At 71.5% G+C, this 21,434-nt stretch carries 19 protein-coding genes and 1 tRNA gene; 5 read left to right on the top strand and 15 right to left on the bottom strand.

Going from position 1 to position 21,434, the window contains the following annotated elements; all coding sequences use genetic code 11:
• Positions 1 to 516, top strand: a 516-nt coding sequence (locus tag FE256_RS03260) for a DUF4307 domain-containing protein (protein WP_354645966.1), incomplete at its 5' end; no start/stop codon positions are given.
• A gap of 110 nt (positions 517 to 626) precedes the next feature.
• A complete protein-coding gene (gene greA, locus FE256_RS03255; RefSeq protein WP_138172798.1) occupies positions 627 to 1,118 on the top strand; it encodes a transcription elongation factor GreA in 492 nt (163 codons plus the stop codon).
• Positions 1,119 to 1,195: 77 nt separating this feature from the next.
• On the opposite strand, the gene ilvA is transcribed toward greA, so the two are convergent.
• Positions 1,196 to 2,425: a threonine ammonia-lyase gene (ilvA, locus tag FE256_RS03250; RefSeq protein WP_138172797.1), complete on the bottom strand. Its 1,230-nt coding sequence runs from the start codon at positions 2,423 to 2,425 to the stop codon at positions 1,196 to 1,198.
• Positions 2,422 to 3,612: an AI-2E family transporter gene (locus FE256_RS03245; protein WP_138172796.1), complete on the bottom strand. Its 1,191-nt coding sequence runs from the start codon at positions 3,610 to 3,612 to the stop codon at positions 2,422 to 2,424. The genes ilvA and FE256_RS03245 overlap by 4 nt, the downstream gene beginning before the upstream one ends.
• Before the next feature lie 72 nt (positions 3,613 to 3,684).
• Here FE256_RS03245 and FE256_RS03240 point away from each other — a divergent pair, with 72 nt between their 5' ends.
• Entirely contained in the window at positions 3,685 to 4,926 is a 1,242-nt protein-coding gene (locus FE256_RS03240) for a winged helix-turn-helix domain-containing protein (RefSeq protein WP_138172795.1), read from the top strand.
• A gap of 50 nt (positions 4,927 to 4,976) precedes the next feature.
• On the opposite strand, the gene FE256_RS03235 is transcribed toward FE256_RS03240, so the two are convergent.
• From FE256_RS03235 to FE256_RS03185, 11 genes are all read right to left on the bottom strand, one after another.
• Positions 4,977 to 5,546, bottom strand: coding sequence for a LemA family protein (locus FE256_RS03235; RefSeq protein WP_138172794.1), 570 nt, complete (start codon positions 5,544 to 5,546; stop codon positions 4,977 to 4,979).
• A 110-nt stretch (positions 5,547 to 5,656) separates the two neighbouring features.
• A tRNA-Leu gene (locus FE256_RS03230) sits at positions 5,657 to 5,729 on the bottom strand.
• 90 nt (positions 5,730 to 5,819) lie between these two features.
• Complete coding sequence (locus FE256_RS03225) at positions 5,820 to 7,217, bottom strand: NAD(P)/FAD-dependent oxidoreductase (RefSeq protein ID WP_252370886.1); 1,398 nt, start codon at positions 7,215 to 7,217, stop codon at positions 5,820 to 5,822.
• Positions 7,214 to 8,521, bottom strand: coding sequence for a S8 family serine peptidase (locus FE256_RS03220; protein WP_252370885.1), 1,308 nt, complete (start codon positions 8,519 to 8,521; stop codon positions 7,214 to 7,216). The genes FE256_RS03225 and FE256_RS03220 overlap by 4 nt, the downstream gene beginning before the upstream one ends.
• Complete coding sequence (locus FE256_RS03215) at positions 8,518 to 9,036, bottom strand: DUF501 domain-containing protein (RefSeq protein WP_138172792.1); 519 nt, start codon at positions 9,034 to 9,036, stop codon at positions 8,518 to 8,520. Before FE256_RS03215 ends, FE256_RS03220 begins: the two co-directional genes overlap by 4 nt.
• 64 nt (positions 9,037 to 9,100) lie before the next feature.
• A complete protein-coding gene (locus FE256_RS03210) occupies positions 9,101 to 9,718 on the bottom strand; it encodes an FtsB family cell division protein (protein ID WP_252370884.1) in 618 nt (205 codons plus the stop codon).
• A gap of 167 nt (positions 9,719 to 9,885) precedes the next feature.
• Positions 9,886 to 11,166 (bottom strand): phosphopyruvate hydratase, encoded by a 1,281-nt coding sequence (eno, locus tag FE256_RS03205; protein WP_138172791.1) that lies wholly within the window; start codon positions 11,164 to 11,166, stop codon positions 9,886 to 9,888.
• A gap of 117 nt (positions 11,167 to 11,283) precedes the next feature.
• Entirely contained in the window at positions 11,284 to 11,973 is a 690-nt protein-coding gene (locus FE256_RS03200) for an O-methyltransferase (protein ID WP_138172790.1), read from the bottom strand.
• A 31-nt stretch (positions 11,974 to 12,004) separates the two neighbouring features.
• Entirely contained in the window at positions 12,005 to 12,817 is an 813-nt protein-coding gene (locus tag FE256_RS03195) for a cytochrome c oxidase assembly protein (protein WP_252370883.1), read from the bottom strand.
• Between the two features lie 205 nt (positions 12,818 to 13,022).
• Positions 13,023 to 13,841 carry an SGNH/GDSL hydrolase family protein gene (locus FE256_RS03190; protein ID WP_138172788.1) on the bottom strand — a complete coding sequence of 273 codons (819 nt, stop codon included), beginning with the start codon at positions 13,839 to 13,841 and terminating at the stop codon, positions 13,023 to 13,025.
• A 100-nt stretch (positions 13,842 to 13,941) separates the two neighbouring features.
• Positions 13,942 to 15,387 carry an MFS transporter gene (locus tag FE256_RS03185; RefSeq protein ID WP_138172787.1) on the bottom strand — a complete coding sequence of 482 codons (1,446 nt, stop codon included), beginning with the start codon at positions 15,385 to 15,387 and terminating at the stop codon, positions 13,942 to 13,944.
• A 124-nt stretch (positions 15,388 to 15,511) separates the two neighbouring features.
• Here FE256_RS03185 and FE256_RS03180 point away from each other — a divergent pair, with 124 nt between their 5' ends.
• Positions 15,512 to 16,369 carry a helix-turn-helix transcriptional regulator gene (locus FE256_RS03180; RefSeq protein ID WP_138172786.1) on the top strand — a complete coding sequence of 286 codons (858 nt, stop codon included), beginning with the start codon at positions 15,512 to 15,514 and terminating at the stop codon, positions 16,367 to 16,369.
• Between the two features lie 33 nt (positions 16,370 to 16,402).
• Here the strand turns inward: FE256_RS03180 and hisS are convergent, their stop codons facing one another.
• Positions 16,403 to 17,653 carry a histidine--tRNA ligase gene (gene hisS, locus FE256_RS03175; protein ID WP_212743464.1) on the bottom strand — a complete coding sequence of 417 codons (1,251 nt, stop codon included), beginning with the start codon at positions 17,651 to 17,653 and terminating at the stop codon, positions 16,403 to 16,405.
• Between the two features lie 144 nt (positions 17,654 to 17,797).
• Positions 17,798 to 18,403, bottom strand: a complete 606-nt coding sequence (locus FE256_RS03170) for a nucleoside triphosphate pyrophosphohydrolase (RefSeq protein WP_138172802.1) — start codon at positions 18,401 to 18,403, stop codon at positions 17,798 to 17,800.
• Between the two features lie 358 nt (positions 18,404 to 18,761).
• Between FE256_RS03170 and FE256_RS03165 the strand changes: the two genes are divergently transcribed.
• The gene (locus FE256_RS03165; protein ID WP_138172784.1) at positions 18,762 to 21,434 is read left to right on the top strand and encodes a phosphoenolpyruvate carboxylase; all 2,673 of its coding nucleotides are present in this window, start codon (positions 18,762 to 18,764) and stop codon (positions 21,432 to 21,434) included.

The following is a 21,434-nucleotide window of genomic DNA, read 5'->3' as shown; positions in this document are numbered from 1 at the left end:
GTCGGGAGTCGACGCGGGGGTCGGCGTGGCCGCGAGGGCCGCGAGCGCGGTGAGCATGAAGTCCTTCGGTCCGGGCGGAAGCGCGTAGCCTGGAAGTCCAGCCTAAAGCCCGGGGAGACCATGACGACGCAAGCGATGCTCGATGAGCGCTACGGTCGCACCCGGTCGCCGCGCCGCCGCATCGCCCTGTGGAGCATCGTGGCCGTCGTGGCCCTCGCACTGACCGGGGCGCTGGGGTGGACGACGGTCGCGAACAGCCTCGCCTCCGTCACGTCCACGGGAACCGGCTTCACGGTGGCGGATGCCGAGCGCGTCACGGTCTCGTTCCAGATCACCTCCCCCGTCGGGCAGCCGGTGGCCTGCGCGCTCGAGGCACAGGATGAGGAGCACGGCACGGTCGGATGGCGGGTCGTGGAGTACCCGGCATCCGAGGAGCACAGCCGGGCGTTCACCGAAGAGATCCCCACCCTCGCCCTCGCGACGACGGGTTTTGTCAACTCCTGCTGGGTACCGTAGGCTTTTTCTTCAAGACGCGCCCCGGCTCGATGCCGGGGCGTTCGACATATGTCCCGGCGGGTGCAGTCTGTGTGCCGCTCACGCCGGCCTGATCGACGAAGGAGACCACCGTGACTGGCGACACTCAGGTGACGTTCCTCACCCAGGATGCCTACGACCGTCTCGCCCACGAGCTCGAGCACCTCTCGACCACGGGCCGCGAAGAGATCGCCAAGCGCATCGAATCGGCCCGCGAAGAGGGCGACCTGAAGGAGAACGGCGGCTACCACGCCGCCAAGGACGAGCAGGGCAAGCAGGAGGCCCGCATCCGCACCCTCCAGCAGCTGCTCAAGGACGCCAAGGTCGGCGAAGCCCCCGAGAGCACCGGCGTGGTCGAGTCCGGCACGGTCGTGACCGCGCTCATCGCCGGCGGCGAAGAGAAGTTCTTGCTCGGCAACCGCGAGATCGCGGTCGACTCCGAGCTCGACGTCTACAGCGAGGCCTCGCCGCTGGGCGCCGCGATCCTCGGCATGAAAGAGGGCGAGAGCGGTTCCTACGCCGCCCCCAACGGCAAGCAGATCCCCGTCGAGATCATCACGGTCGAGACCTACTCCGGCCAGTGAGCCGGTGATCCCGCGAGCCGCTCCCCCGATTCGGGTGGGCGGCTCGCGGCGTTGTGGGCGCGTGTGCCGCGGGCGACTCAGTCCGGGACGACGGTGGCGATGAAGCCGGCCTCTTCGAGCGTGCGGATCACGAGCGCTCGGTGCTCCGCGCCGCGGGTCTCGACGCTGAGCTGAAGGATGACCTCGCTGATCTGCAGGCCCTGACCGTGCCGCGTGTGCAGCACCTCGATGACGTTCGCGCCCACGTGCGCCAGCAGCTCCGACACCCGCGCGAGCTGCCCCGGTCGGTCGGGCAGCGGAATCCGCAGCGACATGTACCGACCGGATGCCGAGAGCCCGTGGGCCACGACGCGCTGCAGCAGCAGCGGGTCGATGTTACCGCCGGACAGGATCGTCACCGTGGTGCCGGTGGCCTGGACCTTGCCCGCGAGGATGGCCGCGACACCGACGGCGCCGGCGGGCTCGACGACCTGCTTGGCGCGTTCGAGCAGCACCAGCAGCGCGCGCGCGATGTCGTCCTCGGTGACGGTGACGACCTCGTCGACATACTGACGGATGAGCTCGAAGGGCAGGTCACCCGGACGGGCCACGGCGATGCCGTCGGCGATCGTCGGAGTCGTGGGCACCTGGATCGGATGTCCCGCGGCGAGCGAGGTCGGGTAGGCGGCCGAGTTCTCGGCCTGCACCCCGATGATGCGCACGTCGCGCCCCTCGGCGGCAGCGCGCGCCTTGACCGCGGCGGCCACACCGGCGGCCAGTCCCCCGCCGCCGATACCGACGATGACGGTGTCCAGGTCGGGGAGGTCCTCGACGAGCTCGAGACCGAGGGTGCCCTGTCCGACGATGATGTCGCGGTGATCGAACGGGTGGATGAGCACCGCCCCGGTGCGCTCGGCGAACTCGGCGGCCAGGCGCAGCGGCGTCTCGACCGTCGCTCCCTCGAGCACGACCTCGGCGCCGTATCCGCGGGTGGCGAGGAGCTTGGGCACGGGCACGCCCAGCGGCATGAAGATCGTGGCCGCCATGCCCAGCTGCTGCGCGGCGAGAGAGACGCCCTGCGCGTGGTTGCCGGCCGAGGCCGCGACCACTCCGCGGGCCCGCTCCTCTGCCGTCAGCCGCGACAGACGGTACGTCGCGCCGCGGATCTTGAACGACCCGGTGCGCTGGAGGTTCTCGAGCTTGAGGTGCACCGGCACACCGAGGAGCTCGGTGAGGTGCAGCGATTCGTCGAGGGGCGTCCGCGTGATGATGCCGCGCAGGGTCTGCGCGGCATCCTCGAACTCGGCCAGGGTGGGCGTGTCGTTCATGATCTCCTTCCGGAATCCCGCGGCACCGTCTGCCAGATCAGGTCGGCGGCGTCCACGGACGAACCGTCATCCCGCCACGCCTTGGTGCTGAGGTAGACCGCGACCACGTTCACGAACGCGGCGAGCGGGACGGCAAAGAGCGCGCCCGGGATGCCGCCGATCATGGCGCCACCGGCGACGACGAGCACCACGGCCAGCGGGTGCACCTTGACCGCCGTGCCCATGAGGATCGGCTGCAGGACGTGGCTCTCGAGCTGCTGGACGCCGAGCACGACGATCAGCATGAACAGGGCGATCAGCGGCCCGTTGTACACGAGGGCGATGAAGACCGCGAGGGCGCCGGTGACCACGGCCCCGACGAAGGGGACGAAAGCGCCGAGGAAGACCAGCACGCCGATGGGGATCGCCAGCGGCACGCCGAGAAGGAACGCGCCGAGACCGATGCCGACCGCGTCGATCGTGGCCACGAGCAGCTGCGTGCGCGCGTACGTGATGACGGTGCGCCAGCCCGCACGGCCCGCGCCATCGACCGCCGGTCGGGCTACACGGGGGAAGAGCCGGGTCGTCCAGCGCCAGATGCCCCCGCCGTCGGCGAGGAGGCACAGCAGGATGAACAGCGTCAGGAGGAGGCCCGTGGCCACGTGTCCGAGCGTCGTGCCGATCGCGAGGGCTCCGGTCCACAGAACCTCGGCCTGCTGCTGCAGGAACGTCCCCGCCTGCTGGAGGCCGTCGTCGATCTGCTGCGGGCTCAGGTGCAGCGGACCATCGATGAGGTACTGCCGGAACTGGCCCACGGCATCCACGGTCCGGTCGCGCACCGACGAGAACTCGCGCGTGATCTGCCAGACCGCCAGCCACAGCAGTCCCGAGATGACCGCGATCGTGCCGAGGACCGTGACGACGATGGCGAGCCACCGCGGCCACCTGTGCCGCAGCAGGAACGAGAACGCCGGCCACACCAGTGCGGTGATGAGGATCGCGACGAGCATCGGGACCACGAGGAGCTTGAGCTGGATGACCAGCCACACCACGACGCCGATCGCGGCCGCGATGACGAGCAGACGCCACGCGTAGGCCGTGGCCTGTCGCAGGGCCGGCGGGACCGGCGGCTGCAGATCGCTGGAGACCGTGCGGCGCTTGAGGGCGTCGAGGAAGGATCCGCGAGGTTCGGGATCGTTTCCGCTCATCCCGTCAGCCTACCGCCGCGCTCCCGCCGCCATGTCCGGGTCGTGTCGGAGGTCACGGTTACGGTGAGACGCATGACCACGACGCTCCGGCGTGCGGACGCGCGCCGCATCGCCCTGGCCGCCCAAGGGTTCGGCCGCCCCCGTCCCGAGACCGTGGGGACGCGCCAGATCACCGGTGCCCTCCACCGCATGCGCATCCTGCAGATCGACTCGGTGAACGTGTTCTCGCGTTCGCACTACATGCCGCTCTTCGCGCGCGTGGGCGCTTACGACACCGCTCTGCTCGACAAGGTCGCCTTCTCGCGGCGCCCGAAGTGGGTGGAGTCCTGGGCGCACGTGGCCTCCCTCGTCGCCGCCGAGGACTGGCCGCTCTTGCAGTTCCGGCGCGACGACATGCGCCGCAAGTACGGGCACGACGACTGGGCGCAGGCCAACCAGCCGCTGCTGCAGTGGCTCCGCGACGAGCTCGCCGACCGAGGCCCGCTGCGCCCGGCCGAGATCGACCACGACGCCCGCAGCGGCTCGCGTGGATCGTGGTGGGGGTGGGACGACGTCAAGAACGGCTTGGAGCGGCTGTGGCTGTTCGGCGAGGTCGCGATCGCGGGGCGCCGGGGGTTCGAACGGCGGTACGCGCTGACCTCCGACGTGCTGCCGGCCGCCGCCCTGGATCGCGTGGTTCCGCGCACCGCGGCGATCGCCGAACTCGTCCGACGCGCGGCGCTCGCCTACGGCGTCGCCACGGCGGCCGACCTGGCCGACTACTGGCGCATCCGCGACCGCCCCGCCGTCCTCGCCGCGATCCACGACCTCGTCGACGCGGGTGAGCTCCTCCCCGTCCACGTCGAGGGCTGGCAGGTCGGCGGCCGCCCCGCCCGGGCCTGGCTGCACCGGGATGCCGCGCGCCCGCGCCGCATCGGGGCGACCGCGATCCTCACGCCGTTCGACCCGGTCGTGTGGTTCCGCGACCGCGCGGAGCGGCTGTTCGACTTCGACTACCGCATCGAGATCTACACCCCCGCCCCGCAGCGCCGCTTCGGCTACTACTCGCTGCCGGTGCTCGTCGACGACGACATCGTGGGCCGGCTCGATCTCAAGGCCGATCGCGCGGCCGGCGCGTTGCGCGTGCAGTCGGCCTGGTGGGAGCCGGGGGCTCCGCCAGACGCGGCCGAACGCGTGGCGGAAGAGCTGCGCACCGCGGCGGGGTGGCAGGGCCTCGAGCACGTGACGGTCGCACGCTGGGGCGACGCGGCGGACGCGATCGCCGGCGCGCTGGGGTCGGCGCGCCACGAGCACCCCGACGGTCGCCGGAACTGAGGCGCCCCCTCTCCCGGACCGGGAGGAGGGGGCGCGTCACGCGGATCGCGTCAGAACTGCACGCGCGGCGGCTCCGAGATCGCGGCACCGTCGACGACCTCGAAGAACTCGCGCGAGTGGAAACCGAGCTGCCGGGCGAAGAGGTTGTTGGGGAACACCTTGATCTTCGTGTTCAGCTCGCGGACACCGCCGTTGTAGAACCGGCGCGACGCCTGGATCTTGTCCTCGGTGTCGACGATCGACTGCTGCAGCTGCAGGAAGTTCTGGCTCGCCTGCAGCTGGGGGTACGCCTCGGCCACCGCGAACAGCGACTTCAGCGCCTGCTGCATGTGACCCTCGGCGACGCCCGCCTCGGCGGGGCTCTGCGCCGAGATCGTCTCGGCGCGCGCCCGCGTGACGTTCTCGAACACGGCCTTCTCGTGCGCCGCGTAACCCTTGACCGTCTCGATGAGATTGGGCAGCAGATCGGCTCGGCGCTTGAGCTGGACGGTGATGTCGCTCCACGCCTCGTCGACGCGCACGTTGAGGGAGACGAGCGCGTTGTACGTCGCCCAGAGATAGATCCCCGCGATCACCAGGATCGCGACGACCACGATGACGGGGACGAGCCACTCCCACATGTTTGGGTTCTCCGTTCGACGACTGCCGCATAATCCTAACGGCGCGGTCGCCGTGCGGAAGGAGCACGCGGACGACTCCCAGTGGATACGCACGCAGGACGCCCGATACGTACCCCCGGTGGGACTCGAACCCACACTGAAGCGATTTTAAGTCGCCTGCCTCTGCCATTGGGCTACGGGGGCGGATGCCACGCTCCACCGTAGCGCGGAGGGTGACGGCATCCGGGAACGACGAGACCCCCGCGGTCATCCGCGGGGGTCTCGGTCGGAACGTCAGCTGGCGGCGCCGACCTTCTCGGGCTTCGAGTCGGCGGGAGCCTCGGCCGCGGGCTGCGCCGGACGCGGACGGGCGGCGAACTCCTCGAAAGCGGCGCGCGGGTTCTGCACGGCCTCGAGCGACACGGTCTCGCGGCCGTGGAAGAAGTTCTGCACCCAGTCGCCGACGACGCGGAACTTGCGCTCCCACGTCGGCATGGCGAGGCCGTGGTACCCGCGGTGGGCGAACCAGGCGAGCAGACCCGTGAGGGCGAACTTTCCGGACTGGAACGCACCGTTGTACAGGCCGAGGCCCGCGACGGCGCCGAGGTTCTTGTGGAAGTACTGCTTGGGCTCCTCGCCGCGCAGCACCGCCACCAGGTTCTTTGCCATGAGCTTGCCCTGGCGCACCGCGTGCTGGGCGTTGGGGACGCAGAAGCCGCCCACGCCACCGCCGGACAGGTCGGGCACGGCCGAGACGTCGCCGGCAGCCCACGCGCCCTCGACGATCTCGTCGTCGGTGCCGACGCGCAGGTCGGGGCGGGTGCGGATGCGGCCGCGCTCCTCGACGGGCAGGTCGCTGCCGCGCACGACGGTCGGGTTGGCCATGACACCCGCGGTCCAGATGATGAGGTCGGTCGGCAGCTGCTCGCCCGTGGAGAGCTCGATGACGCCGTCGACGGCACCCTTGACCTGCGTGTCGAGGTGCACGAACGCACCCTTCTTCGCGAGGTCGGCCAGCACCCACTCGCTCGTCTTCTGCGACACCTCGGGCATGATGCGCCCCATGGCCTCGATGAGGTGGAAGTGCGTGTCGTCGAACGCGAGCGTCGGGTACTGCTTCAGCAGCGACGACGCGTAGGCGCGGAGCTCGGCGAACACCTCGATGCCCGCGAAGCCGCCCCCGACGACGACGACGGTCAGCAGACGGTCGCGCTCGGGGCCGGCCGGGAGCACGGACGCCTTCTCGAAGTTTGACGTCAGGCGATCGCGGATCGCGACGGCCTCTTCGATCGTCTTGAGGCCGATGGCGTTGTCGGCGATGCCCGGGATCGGGAACGTGCGGGACACGGCGCCCGCGGTGACGACGATGTGGTCGTACTCCTGCTGCCACGACTCGTCGCCCGCGATCGGGGTGATCGTCGCGGTCTTGGACGCGTGCTGGATGCCCGTGATCTTGCCCGCGATGACCGTGGTGCGCTTGAGGTGACGACGCAGACCGACCACGACGTGACGGGCCTCGATCTCACCGGCGGCCACCTCGGGGAGGAACGGCTGGTACGTCATGTAGGGCAGCGGGTCGACGAGAGTGACCTCGGCCTCGTTGCGGCCGAGGAGCTTCTCGAGCTTCCAGGCGGTGTAGAAACCCGCGTAGCCTCCGCCGACGATGAGGATCTTGGGCACGGTGCTGGTCACGATGGAAGAGACTCCTGGTTTGTGGTGCGGCTCGGCTCGCGAGATGTGCGCGCCTGTCGGATTCGCCGGGCAGCAGCACTGACGCCGAGCGTGATCATTATAGCGGCGAGGGTGCCTCCCGCGAGCGGCAGCGTGCCGTACAGCAGGCTGTCGCGCGTGGGGAGCAGGGGCGACGCCGCTCGCGGAGCGGAATCGACCGGCGGCAGGGGCGGGATCTCCACCGGCGCCGTGGTCGGCTCGCCGGAGGGCGCGGGGGCGTCGGCACGGCGATACAGACGCACCCATTCGGCCAGATCACCGAGCGGATTGGACGAGACCGAGGGGACGGTCGCCGACACCGCGGCCGCCGCGTCGACCAGACCGTAGCCGTAGAGCGCGTTCTGCCCCGATCCCGCCCCCGGCGCGGGCTTGGCGGTCCGGATCAGCCGGTTCAGCACGTTGTCGGCATCCAGGTCGGGATGGGCGGCGCGCACCAGGGCAGCGATCCCCGAGACGATCGGGGCGGCCCCGCTCGTCCCGTTCCACTGCACGAGCGTGCCGTCGGCCGAGACGCCGAGCAGGCGCTCGCTCGGGGCCGAGAGGCCGATCGTGATGCCCTGCGTCGAGGCGTCGTTGCTCGCGGTGCCCGAGGGGTCGACCCCGCCGACCGCCAGCACACCGGGGATCGTGGCGGGGGCGCCGACACGCGATGTCCCACTCCCCCGGTTGCCTGCCGCCACCACCACGACGACGTCGTGGTCGAAGGCGTACTGGAACGCCTCGTCCCAGCTGGGGTCCCAGTCCAACGTGTTCGTCGTCAGCGACATGTTGATGACGGTCGCACCCTGATCGACCGACCAGTGGATGGCGTCGACGATCTGCTCGGTGAAGGGCTTCGAGGTCACCGCGCCGAAACCGACCGAGACCGACAGCAGTTCGGCGTCGGGCGCGACCCCGATCATGCCGCGTCCGTTCCCCGTTCCGCGCGAGGCCGCGAGCGATGCCACCCAACTGCCATGGTTGGAGTCGACGGCGCCGACGGGCGTCCGCCCGTCCGCCGCGCCCACTCCCGACACATCGGTGCCCGCTGCCACGGCGCCCGAGAACTCCACCGGTCCGCGTGCGATGCCGGTGTCGATGACGGCGATCTTCTGGCCCGCCCCGCGCGTGGTCTTCCAGGCGTCCCGGATGCCGTACTGGTCGAGCCAGTACTCCGCGGCGCGGACCGGATCGGTCGGGTCCTCCGGAACCGGCCCCGTCGTCGCGCCCGTCAGCAGCACCACGCCTAGAACGACGGATGCCACGGCCGCGACGACGCGTCTCACCCGCCCGCTCCGGGCGTCTCGCACTCGCACCGCTCGGGCGACCATGTCCCCCTCGCGAGAGCGCGATCGCCGATGGGGTTCACACCCGGCCCCGCGGCCAGGGAGTGACCGGCGAGCGCGTGGAGGCACTTGACCCGGGTCGGCATCCCTCCGGCGGAGATGCCGGCGATCTCTTCGGGTTCGCCGTAGGCCGCGCGATCGCGGAGGTAGGCCTGGTGCGCCGCGGTGTAGGCGGCACGGAGCTCTTCGTCATCCGCGAGCTCGTCGGCGAACTCCTTCATGACGTGACCGGCCTCGAGCACCGACATCGCGGCCGTGGCGGCGGGATGCGTGAGGTAGTAGAAGGTGGGGAACGGGCTGCCGTCGTCCAGGCGCGGAGAAGTGGCCACGACCGTGGGGTTGCCGCACACGCAACGCGCCGCGATACCGATGACGCCGCGCGGCACACGACCCAGCTGCGACTGCAGCACGTCGAGGTCGGCGTCGGAGGCGGGGGGCAGGGGCGAGGTGCTCATCGTCTCCCAGGGTACCCGGCGACCCCGCGGCCGTCCGCGGGGAGCGTCCGTCGCCCTCGCGCGCTCAGGGGGCGGGCGAGGCGTCGGGCGCCGGATCCGGCACGCCGATCGCGGGGGCGACCACCTGGACCGCGCCGGCGGAGGTCACCGAGCGCACCAGCTGCGACATCCAGTCGGTGCGCGTCTGGCCGACGTCGGCCGACACGTCCTGCTGCTCCTGCGGCGCCTCCGAGGCGGGCAGGTCGTCGTCGATGAGGTACACGACCTCGCCGGGCAGCGTGTAGTACAGGCGTTCGCGCGCCTGAGTGGTGATGTAGGCGGGGTCCGACCAGCGCTCACGCTGGGACTGCAGATCGGCGACCTCGCTCTGGCTGAGGGCCACGGCGCTCTGCAGTGCCTGGATCTGCTGGCGCTGGTCCATGTAGGTGCCGACGGTCGGCACGAGCACGAAGGTCCCGAGCACGACGAGCCCGAGCATGATGACCACGAAGCCCGAGATCCGGAGTCCGCCCAGCCACTCGCGGACGTCGACGCGACGCGCACGCGGGGGTCTGGAGCCCCCGGAGGCCGGCGCCGTCGCGGATGCCGACCCCGAGCGGTTTCGGGAGCGGCGGACCTTCGCGGCGCCGGAGGCCGGGGCCTCGTTGCGCCCGCGAGACGAGGGGAGCGTCGGTCGTTCCACGACGTCTCCTTCCTCACGTTGCGTCGGGCGCGCGCCACGGGCGGTAGCCGAGTCTATGTCGGTGCGGGCGTGCGCCCCGGTGACGCGCCGGGGTCATGGCATCCACGGAGCCGGCCGGGAACGACGAAGGGGGAGCCTTACGGCTCCCCCTTCTCACGCGGTGACGATCAGCCCTGGAAGCGGGGGAACGCCGAGCGGCCTGCGAAGACCGCGGCGCCGCCGAGGTCTTCCTCGATGCGGAGCAGCTGGTTGTACTTCGCGACGCGCTCGCTGCGCGCGGGGGCACCGGTCTTGATCTGGCCGGCGTTGACCGCGACGGCGAGGTCGGCGATCGTGGTGTCCTCGGTCTCACCGGACCGGTGCGACAGCATCGACGTGTATCCCGAGCGGGTCGCCAGGGCGATGGCATCCAGGGTCTCGGACAGCGTGCCGATCTGGTTGACCTTCACCAGCAGCGAGTTGGCGACGCCCAGGTCGATGCCCTGCTGGAGGCGCTTCGGGTTGGTGACGAACAGGTCGTCGCCGACGAGCTGAACCTTCGAACCGATCGCGTCGGTGAGCTTCTTCCAGCCGTCCCAGTCGTCCTCGGCGAGGGCGTCCTCGATCGTGACGATCGGGAAGTTCGCGACGAGGTCGGCGAAGTAGTCGACGAGCTCGTCGACGCTCCACGCCTTGCCCTCGACGGTGTACACGCCGTCCTTGTAGAACTCGGTCGCGGCGACGTCGAGACCGACCGCGATGTCCTTACCGGGGGTGAAGCCGGCCTTCTCGATCGCGCGGATGAGGAAGTCGAGGCCCTCGCGGTTGCTGGGCAGGTCGGGAGCGAAGCCGCCCTCGTCGCCGAGACCGGTGTTGTAGCCCGCGGACTTCAGCTCGCCCTTGAGGACGTGGTAGACCTCGGTGCCCCAGCGCAGCGACTCGCCGTAGGTCTCGGCGCCGATGGGCGCGAGGAAGAACTCCTGAAAGTCGATGCCGTTGTCGGCGTGCTCGCCACCGTTGATGACGTTGAACAGCGGCACGGGCAGCAGGTGCGCGTTCGGGCCGCCGAGGTAGCGGAACAGGGGCAGGTCGGCGCTGTCGGCGGCGGCCTTGGCGACGGCGAGCGAGACGCCGAGGATGGCGTTGGCACCCGTGCGCGACTTGTTCTCGGTGCCGTCGGTGTCGATGAGGATCTCGTCGATGATGCGCTGCTCGCTGGCCTCCACACCCTCGATGGCCGGGCCGAGCTCGTCGACGACCGCGGCGACGGCCTTCAGCACGCCCTTGCCGCTGTAACGGCTCTTGTCGCCGTCGCGCAGCTCGTAGGCCTCGAACGCGCCGGTGGACGCGCCGGAGGGGACGGCCGCCCGCTGGACGATGCCGTCGTCGAGGAGCACCTCCACCTCGACGGTCGGGTTACCGCGCGAATCCAGGATCTCGCGCGCGTTGACAGCCTCGATAAGTGCCACGAAGGACTCCTCGTTGGTTCTGGTGGAAAGAGGGCGGAGCGTCGTCGGTCCAGGGTCGAGTCTAGTGACCGCGGTCGTCGCCCGTGGGGTCGGGTCGGGGCGCCGTTCGTGTGGCGATCACGGCGACGCGGGACCGACCCCGGATGCCACGGCGTCCGTCAGCACCGCGAGGGCGAAGCCGTCCCAACCCTTGCGGTCGAGTGTCTGCAGGGCGGTGGCGTCGAAGCGCGGGTCCTCGCCCAGCATCACCACGCCCGCTCGCGCGCCCGCGACCTTCGTGTCACCCGGGGCCGGATCCGCGACCTCGCCGGCCCGCACGACGTTGTCGAGCACGACGACGGTGCCGGGGCGGCCCAGACGCGCGGCCCAGTCGAGGTAAGCGGGATTGGACTCCTTGTCGGCATCCACGAACACGAGGTCGAACGGTTCCTCGCCCGCGAGCGTCGGCAGGACGTCCGTGCCGCGCCCGATGCGCACCTCGACGCGGTCGGCGACGCCCGCCCGCGCCAGGTTGGCGCGGGCGATGCCGGCGTTGCGCTCCTCGGCCTCGATCGTCACCACGCGACCACCCTCGGGCAGCGCCCGCGCGAGCCAGATCGTGGAGTATCCGCCGAGCGTGCCGATCTCCAGTACCCGTCGCGCCCCACTGATGCGCACCAGGAGATGCAGGAGTTTCGCAGCGACCGGCGACACCTCGATCGCGGGGAGCCCCGCCTCGTGTTGCGCGGCGAGCGCGGCATCCAGGATCGGATCGGCCCCGATCAGGGTGTCGGTCAGGAAGCCGTCGACGTCGTCGTGTGTGGGCACTCCCCCAGCCTGGCGAGCCGGAGAGCGCGGGTCAACGGCGTCCGTCGAGGTGCGCGCGGGTCATCGCGTCGTACTCCTCGTCGGACAGGTCGTCGAAGCTCTTCGCCTCGACACGGTCGGTACGCATCCAGCGGATCAGCAGGATGACGAGGATCGGCACGTCGGCGAATTCGGCGATGAACCAGATCAGGTCGCCGGCGAGGTGCTGGTCGTGCAGCGTCGTCGGCCACCACGACACCGCTCGGGCGGCATCCGGGATCAGGTCGAGCACCGTGTCGTTCAGGCGGAGGAGCAGACCGGGCACGGAGTCGATGAGGAGCTCGACGAACGCGAGGAGGAACTCGATCGCGATGAACGTGCCGGTGTGGACGGCGCCGAGGGCCATCATCGGCAGCACCATCGCCAGCCCCACGAGGGGAACGACGATGCCGAGCGACGCCTCGACGACGGGGTTCACGCGCAGGACGCCGGCGAGGGGCGTCAGGAACAGACAGAACACGGCGGCGATCACGACGGTGGCGACCATCGCGTTGCCGGTGATCCGCACGAACCGCGTCGACAGCAGCCGCTGGAGCCGACCCCGGCCGGTCTCGCCGCTCACGCGGGCGAGCAGATCAAGGGGGCGACCGGCGGCGATGCCGGCCGGGACGGCGAAGATCAACAGCGCGATGCGCGTCGAGAACGCCCACCGCAATTGCGACGAGTACACGCCCAGGAAGCCCAGTTCGATCACGGCGTACGGCGCGAGCCCGAGCACGAAGAACCCGATCGTGCGCAGCGCGGGCCAGTGTTCTCCGCGGCGACGGAGGCGCACGACGGCCGAGGCATACGCGACGGATGCCACGACGATCACGCCGATCGCGACGGGATCGGCGTGCCAGGGGGTCAGGAGAACGTGCAGAGGAGGCGTGCGGTCACGGTAGGCCGGGCGGCTATGCGTTTGCCGGAACCGCGGCGGGTTCGGTCGCCCGGCCTCGCGTGCGAAACTCCTGAATCGTCGTCCGGTTCCGCCGGGCAGCGGCGTCGCCGCCCGGCCCGCCGTGCGGAACTCAGGAGTTTCGACCGCCGACCGGGACCGCCGCCGCCCCGAGGCCGGCGAGCACGGCGGGCAGCAGCGCTTCGGCCGTACGGCGGTAACCCAGGGCGCTGGGGTGGAAGCGGTCGACGCTGAACATCTCGTCCGGGCGTTCGGCGAACACCGGCCCGACGGCCCGCGCGAGGGGGACGACGCGGCCGCCGGCGCGGTGCACGGCCGCCGCCTGGGCTGCCGCGAGCTGCCGCGACGACCGCGCCGCCAGGGCGCGTAGCGGTTGCGGGATCGCGCGGAGCGTGCCGAGGTCCGGGCACGTGCCGACCACCACGGGCACGCCCGCGTCGCGCAGCGCGCGCACGATCACCTCGAGCTGTTCCGCGGCACGGGATGCCGGGATGCGGTGCGTCACGTCGTTGCCGCCCACGACGATCACCGCGACGTCGGCCCGGTAGTCCGGCGGAACCGCCGCAAGCTGGCTCGCGAGCGCCGAGCTCTCAGACCCGACCACCGCGGCCGTCCGCAGCCGCACCGGCCGGCCTTCCGCGCCGGCGATGCCCTTCGCGAGCCGCGCCCCCAACGTGTCGCGTCGGTGACCGGCGCCCAGACCCGCCGCGATCGAATCCCCGAGCAGCAGGAGCTCGACCGGCGGACCCGGGTGCTTCTTGCGGCGCCACACGCGATCGGCATCCAGAGCGTGCTCCCCCAGCGGCTTGCCGATGCGCCGACGCGCGATCGCGGCCTGTCGCGCGATGAGGGTGCGCACCCCGACCGCCGCCGTGCCCAGCACCGCGACCGACGACGCGACGGTGACGGTGATCGGCCGACGCCTGCGCATGGTGTCATTCCATCGCGGCGGGGTGAACGGCGGGTGACGTCCGTGCGGTGGGCAGGGCCGCGGGGGGGCTCAGGCGTCGGGCTCAGGGCCCGCGCCCGGCTCAGACCTCCACGCGCCGCCGGCCCCGCGCCCGCAGCACGAGCGCGAGCACGAGCACCGCGACCGCGAGGACGATGTCGAGCGCGAGGCCGGCGAGCAGTTCGTCGCGGCCCTCGACGTGCGTGAACGACACGACCCCGCCGATCACGATGACGCCGAACGAGAGCGCGATCTGCTGGGCCGTGCTGAACATGCCGCCCGACAGCCCCGCGGCTCGCACCGGAACCTCGCGCACGACGAGCTGCGTCAGCGGCGAGAAGATGAGCGCCTGCCCCGCACCGAGGAGCACGAGCGCCGGCTGCAGCCACAGCCCGATGTCGGATCCCCACGCGAGAACCACCGTCGCCGTCATCGCCAGCAGCGCGACGAGCTGCAGAGCGACGCCCCACGCGAGGGTCGCGTCACCGAGCCGCGCCTGCACGCGCGCGACCGTGAGCGAAACGACCGCGAACACCACGGCGAACGGCAGCAGCGCCAGGCCCGCCTGCAGCGACGTCATGCCGCCCGCCTCCACCGCGCGCGGGAAGACGTAGAGGAGCGCCGAGTATCCGGCGAAGAACAGCGCCGCCGACAGCAGCCCGAGCTGCAGCGGGCGCAGACGCAGAACGCTCGGGGGCAGCAGCGGCACGCGACCGCTGCGCTCCACGGCATCCTGATGCCGCCACATCGCCACGAACGCGACCGCGGCGACGAGCAGCACGACGTACACCGGCCACGACCAGCCCCACGCCGGGCCGAAGGTCAGCGCGACGGACGCGGCCAGGATGCCGATGCCCAGCGCGGCCGTGCCGACGAGGTCGATCGCCACGTGCTCGTGCGACCGACTCCGCGGCGCGAGGGGCGCCAGCGCGATCGCCCCCGCGGCCACCAGCGCCACGACGACGAACACCGCGCGCCAGCCGTCCACCACGCCGAAGCTCGTCGCGGCGAGCGCGCCGCCCGCGACCTGGCCGACGGCGGATCCGATGCCGCCGCTCGCGCCGAAGGCCGCGATGGCGCGTGTGCGGGCGGCGCCACCCGAGGTCGCCTGGATCGTCGCGAGGACCTGCGGGGTGCACAGCGCGGCTCCCACGCCCTGGACGACGCGCGCGGCGATGAGGGTCGACACGGACGGCGCGAGCGCGCAGGCCACGGCGGAGACGAGGAACAGCCCCATGCCGACGGTGTACAGACGGTGGCGGCCGAAACGATCGCCCAGACGTCCGCCGAGGATGAGCAGGACGGCGAACGGGATGCCGTAACCCGCGATGACGAGTTCGAGCGAGACATCGTCCGCGCCGAAGCGGTCGCGCAGTGTGGGCAGGATGACGGTGACCGCGTTGAAGGCGAACGTGCCGACGCCGGGGCCGAGCAGGAACCCGACGTAGCGCCACGTCGGGACCGCCTCGACGCCCGGGACCGTGGGGACGGGCAGGGTGCCGCTGGCGGGGTGTGCGGAGGTCGTCATGGTGCCAGCATGGAGGGTGCCCCATCCTGGTACCAGGAGTCTCCTGATCCTGGTAGTCGGAGCAACACCCTGAGCCCCTCCGGAGAGCACGCCGAAGCCTAGGCTCGCGGCGGAAGGAGACGTCATGACCCGATCCGACGAGACGCGCGCGGAGTTCGCCGCGTTCCTGCGCAGTCGACGAGCGCGACTGCAGCCGTCCGACGTGGGACTTCCGGACGGTGCACGTCGCCGCGTCGCGGGACTGCGCCGCGAAGAAGTCGCGCAGCTCGCCGGTGTGGGTCTGACCTGGTACACGTGGCTCGAGCAGGGCCGCCCGATCGCGGCATCCGTCCAGGTCATCGCCGCGATCGCCCGCGCCCTCCGACTCACCGATGACGAGCGCGACCACCTGTTCGCCCTCGCCGACCTCCCCCGACCCGAACGCGCGGCGCGGGCCTGCGTCGAGACACCCCACCTCGATCTGCTCGAGAAGCTCCTCCCCTACCCCGCGGCGCTGCAGACCTCGCGTTTCGAGATCCGCGCCTACAACCGGGCGTACCGCTACCTCTTCGACGACCTCGACGAGATGCCGACCGCGCGTCGGAACTGCGCCGTGCTGCTGTTCACCGACGAGACCTGGCAGCGCTCGCACGTCGACCTCGATCATGCGCAGCGGCGCATGGCCGCGCGACTGCGCTCGGCGTACGGGCGACACCACGACGAACCGGCGTGGCAGCGGTTCATCGCCGACCTCGAAGCCGCCTCGCCGCGCTTTGCGGAGCTGTGGAGCCGCGGTGACGTCGGCGGCGAGCCGCACGCCGTCAAGCACCTCGTCAGCGCCCGCGTCGGCGAACTCCACCTGGAGATGTCGAGCGTGTGGGTCGACGAGGGCCTGGGGTCTCGCGTCGTGTGGTTCGCCCCGCGGGATGCCGGGACGGCGGCGCGCCTGGAACGACTCGCGGCCGAGCATCCCGAGCAAGCGCTCATCAGCGCGGTGGCGTGAGGGCGCGACGCCCGCCCGCGGGGCTGCGTCGGGTCAGCCGAGCGGCTTGATCTCGAGACTCTCGCGCGTGGTCGCGCTCCCGACCGTCGCGAAGGCGGTGTATCCGTCTGCGTTGGCGCGCTCCAGCAGCGCCTTGAGGTTCTTGGTGCGCTGCTCCAGTCGCACCCGACGTCCTTCGCCCACGAGCACCGTCTTCAGACTCACCAGGTCGACGAGGGGGACATCGCGGTCGTGGACCAGCACCACGGCGTGGTCGCCCGCGCTCTCGGCATCCGGGAGCAGGTCGACGATGCGCTCGAAGCCGATCGAGAAACCGACCGCCGGCACGTCCTGGCCGAGGAAGCGGCCGATCATGCCGTCGTAGCGCCCGCCGCCACCCAGCGAGTAGTCGACGCTCGGGTGGGCGAGTTCGAAGATCGTGCCGGTGTAGTACCCCATACCGCGGACGAGGAACGGGTCGAACCGCAGGGGGACGTCGCCGCCGCGCGCGGCCGCGACCGTCTCACCGAGCGCGACGAGGTGGTCGACGATCTCGTCCGGGATGCCGTCGGGCAGGGCCGCACGGATACCGACGGCGTCGAACCCCGCGGCGTCGGAGTGCGGCCGGTCGAGGTACGCGGCGAAAGCGTCGACCGCGGGCGCCGAGGCGCCACGCCCCCGCAGCTCGGCCACGACGCCGGAGGCGCCGATCTTGTCGAGCTTGTCGATCGTGATGAGCACGCCCGGGCGCTCGTCGGGGGCGAACCCGAAGACGTCGAGCATCGCGTCCAGCGCGCGACGGTCGTTGACGCGGATCGTGCCGCCCTCGAGTCCCAGGGCGTCGAGCACGTCGAGGCTCGCCGTCATGAGCTCGGCCTCGGCACGCGCGGTGGCGTCGCCGATGATGTCGATGTCGCACTGCACGAACTGGCGGTAGCGCCCCTTCTGCGGGCGCTCGGCGCGCCACACCGGTGCGATCTGGATCGCGCGGAACACCGAGGGCAGCGACGCGCGGTGGGTGGCGTAGAACCGGGCGAGCGGAACCGTGAGGTCGTAGCGCAAACCCAGGTCGGCGAGCGCCGCCGGGTCCTCGGCCGCGGCGCGGATCGCCTCGGCATCCAGTCCGCGCCTGAGGACGCTGAACGACAGCTTCTCGTTGTCGCCGCCGATCCCGGCGTGCAGACGCGCGTACTCCTCGACGACGGGGGTCTCGATCTCGTCGAAGCCGTGCGCGCGGTAACGCTCGCGGATCACGGCGAGCACGCGCTCGCGTCGGGCCTTGTCAGCGGGGAGGAAGTCGCGCATGCCGCGCGGCGGGTTCACGGATGCCACGCTCCCATTGTTCCAGTCCTCGAGCGCCGCGTCCGTCCGGGCGGGTGGGGCGCCAGATCACGTGAACTCGCCGACAGCACCCGTTATGGCGCGTCGCAAGGCGTGACCTCGGCCAGATCACGTGATCTGGCGCGCCTCAGACGCCCGCACCTCGGCGGACAGGTGGCGGAGACGGGAGCGCAGCGCGCGGTCGGCATCCCACCCCTGCTCGCGGGCGAGCTGCACGAGGGCGAGCAGCGCGTCGCCGAGCTCGGACTCCGTCGTGGGCGCCAGGGGCGCGCGGCCCGCGGTCACCCCGACCTGCGCCGCCTTGCCGAGCACCTTCTGCGCCAGGGCGAGCGAAGGCATGTGGTCGCTGACGCCGTCGAGCACACTCGTGCGCTCGCGCTTCTCGGCGGCCTTCGCCGCGTTCCAGTGCACCAGCACCTCTTCGGGAGTGGATGCCACGGCGTCACCGAAGACGTGCGGATGCCGGCGCACCATCTTCTCGGTGAGGCCGCGGGCCACGTCGTCGATGTCGAACGGTTCGTCGGGGTCGCCGGCGGCGATCTCGGCGTGGAACAGCACTTGCCAGAGCAGGTCGCCGAGTTCCTCGCGGAGGTCCGCGCGCGTCCCGGACTCGACCGCGTCGATCACCTCGGCGCTCTCCTCGACGAGGTACGGCACGAGGTCTCGATGGTCGATCGTCTGCGTCCAGGCGCAGCGTTCCCGCACCGCGCGCATCGTCTCGGCGGCCTCGCGCAGCGCGTCGTCGCTCACGGTCCCTCCTCCTGCGGCACGGTCGGAGCCGCTGCCCCGAGTATGCCCCGCCCCCGTGCCGCGCGGTCCCGCGGCAGGCACAACTCCTGCAGATCCGGGGCGCCGGCGCCCGGAGCGCTCGACCGCGCTCGGGCAGCCGGAGTTGTGCCGCCCGATACGGGGACACAACGCAGGAGAATGCGGGATGCTGACGCACGAACGGCCCGAAATCCTGCGGCATCCCTCGCCAGAGCCCGGAGAATCTCCTGCGTTGTGACCGCCGGAACGGCACGGAACGGCCCGCGTGACATGGCCGCAACGTGACGCAACTACTCTGGGGCGTGTGCGTGAACTGACCCCGACCGAGGCCATCGACCTCGTGGGCCGCTTCGAAGCAGGCCAAGAACTCCCCGAACAGATGCGCGCCGACGTGCGTCTGCTCGGCTCGCTCCTGGGCCGCGTGCTTCGCGAGAGCGGCTCCCCCGGCCTCTACGACGACGTCGAGAAACTGCGGACGGCGACGATCCAGGCCTACACCGACGAGACGCCCGAGGCGTTCGAGCGGGCTGCGGCGATCGCCGACGGCTTCTCGATCGCCCGCGCCGACGAAGTGGCGCGCGCCTTCACGGCGTACTTCCACCTCGTCAACCTCGTCGAGGAGCACCAGCGTGTGCGCGTGCTCCGCGAGCGCGGCGACCGTCCGTCGCGCGGCGGCACCCCCGACACGATCGCGACGGCCTTCGAGCGCCTGTCGAGCGAGATCGGCGAGGAGGGCGCGCTGGCGCGTCTGCAGGCGCTGCGGTTCCACCCGGTCTTCACCGCGCACCCCACCGAGGCCCGCCGCCGCGCGATCTCCACGAGCATCCGCCGGCTGTCCGAGCTGCTCGCCGAGCACGACGACGCCGGCGAGAACGACACCGAGACCCGGCGCACCGAGCGCCGCATGCTCGAGGAGATCGACACGCTGTGGCGCACCGCGCCCCTCCGCCGCGAGAAGCCGTCACCGGTCGACGAGGTGCGCTCGGTCATGGCCGTCTTCGACGAGACGCTCTACACCGCCGTCCCACGGGTGTACCGCCGCATCGACGATATCCTGCAGGGCGAGAACGCCGGTGCCCGCGCGCCGATCGTGAAGCCCTTCGTGCGCGTCGGCTCCTGGGTCGGTGGTGACCGCGACGGCAACCCCTTCGTCACGGCATCCGTCACCCGCAAGGCCGCCGCGATCGCGAGCGAGCACGTGCTGATCGGCCTCGAGCGCACGACGCAGCGCGTGGGTCGCGGACTGACGCTGGATGCCGAGACCACCCCGCCGAGCGACGCGCTCGTTGCGCTGTGGCACCGCCTCCGCGCCGCCGACGAAGACGCCGCGGCCGAGATCGCCGAGCGCTCCCCCGACGAGCCGCACCGCCGCATCCTGCTGCTCCTGGCCCGCAAGATCGCCGCGACGCGCACGCGCAACGCCGACCTCGCCTACCGCGATCCCGAGCACCTGCTCGCCGATCTGCGCACGGTGCAGGACTCCCTCGTCGCGGCCGGCGCCGCACGCCAGGCCTACGGTTCGCTCCAGCGCCTCGTCTGGCAGGTCGAGACGTACGGCTTCCACTTGACCGAGCTCGAGGTGCGCCAGCACTCGGCCGTGCACGCGAAGGTCCTCGCCGAGCTCCGCGCCGGCGGCGAGCGCAGCGAGCAGACCGAAGAAGTGCTCGAGGTCTTCCGCTCGATCGCCTACGTGCAGGAGCGTTTCGGGCCGCGCGCCGCCGGCCGGTACATCGTGTCGTTCACGCAGTCCGCCGACGACCTGGCCGCCGTGCACGAGCTCGCGTCGTACGCGATGGGCCCGGGCGAGCAGCCGCCGGTGCTCGACGTCATCCCGCTGTTCGAGACCTTCGCCGACCTGCAGGCCGCTCCCGGCATCCTCGCCGAGATCGTCTCGCACCCCGCTTTCGTCCGTCGACTGGATGCCACGGGTCGCCGCCTCGAAGTGATGCTCGGCTACTCCGACTCGTCGAAGGACGTCGGCCCCGTCGCCGCGAACCTCGCGCTGTACGAGGCCCAGGCGTTGATCTCGACGTGGGCCGAGGCCGAGGGCATCGAGCTGACCCTCTTCCACGGCCGCGGCGGCGCCCTCGGGCGCGGCGGCGGTCCGGCGAACTCCGCGATCCTCGCGCAGCCGCCGCACTCGGTCGACGGCCGGTTCAAGCTCACCGAACAGGGCGAGGTCATCTTCGCCCGCTACGGCGACCCGGACATCGCGATGCGCCACATCGATCAGGTCGCGGCCGCGGTGCTCACGGCATCCTCCCCCTCGATCGAACGCCGCAACCGCGGGGCGGCCGAAGCGTTCGCCGACGTCGCCGCCACGATGGACGTCGCGTCACGCGAACGGTTCTTCGCCCTGGTGAAGGCCCCCGGCTTCGCGCCGTGGTTCGCCACCGTCACCCCGATGGAAGAGCTCGGGCACCTCGCGCTCGGCTCGCGCCCGGCGCGCCGCGGCCTGTCGGTCGAGTCGCTCGAAGACCTCCGCGCGATTCCGTGGGTGTTCTCGTGGACCCAGGCCCGCATCAACCTCGCCGGGTGGTTCGGCCTCGGAACGGCGCTGGATGCCGTCGGTGACGAGCAGCGCCTGCGCGAGGCGTACGAGCAGTGGCCGCTGTTCCGGACGATGATCGACAACGTCGCGATGAGCCTGGCGAAGGCCGACGAGCGCATCGCGCGTCGGTACCTCGCTCTCGGCGACCGCGACGACCTCGCCGGCCTCGTGATGGACGAGATGCTCCTGACCCGCTCGTGGGTCGAGCGGATCACCGGTGGCGGGCTGCTGGGCAACAAGCCCGTGCTGCAGCGCGCGGTCAAGATGCGCAGCCCGTACGTCGACGCCCTGTCGCTTCTGCAGCTGCGGGCCCTGCGGGCTCTGCGCGACGCACCCGCCGACGCCCCCAAGACCGATCCCGAGCACCAGCGCCTGCTGTTGCTGTCGGTCAGCGGCGTGGCCGCCGGTCTGCAGAACACCGGCTGA

The sequence above is a fragment of the Microbacterium sp. 5K110 genome, from assembly GCF_005774735.1.
GTDB lineage: Bacteria > Actinomycetota > Actinomycetes > Actinomycetales > Microbacteriaceae > Microbacterium.
This window is presented reverse-complemented; position numbering and strand designations above follow the sequence as displayed.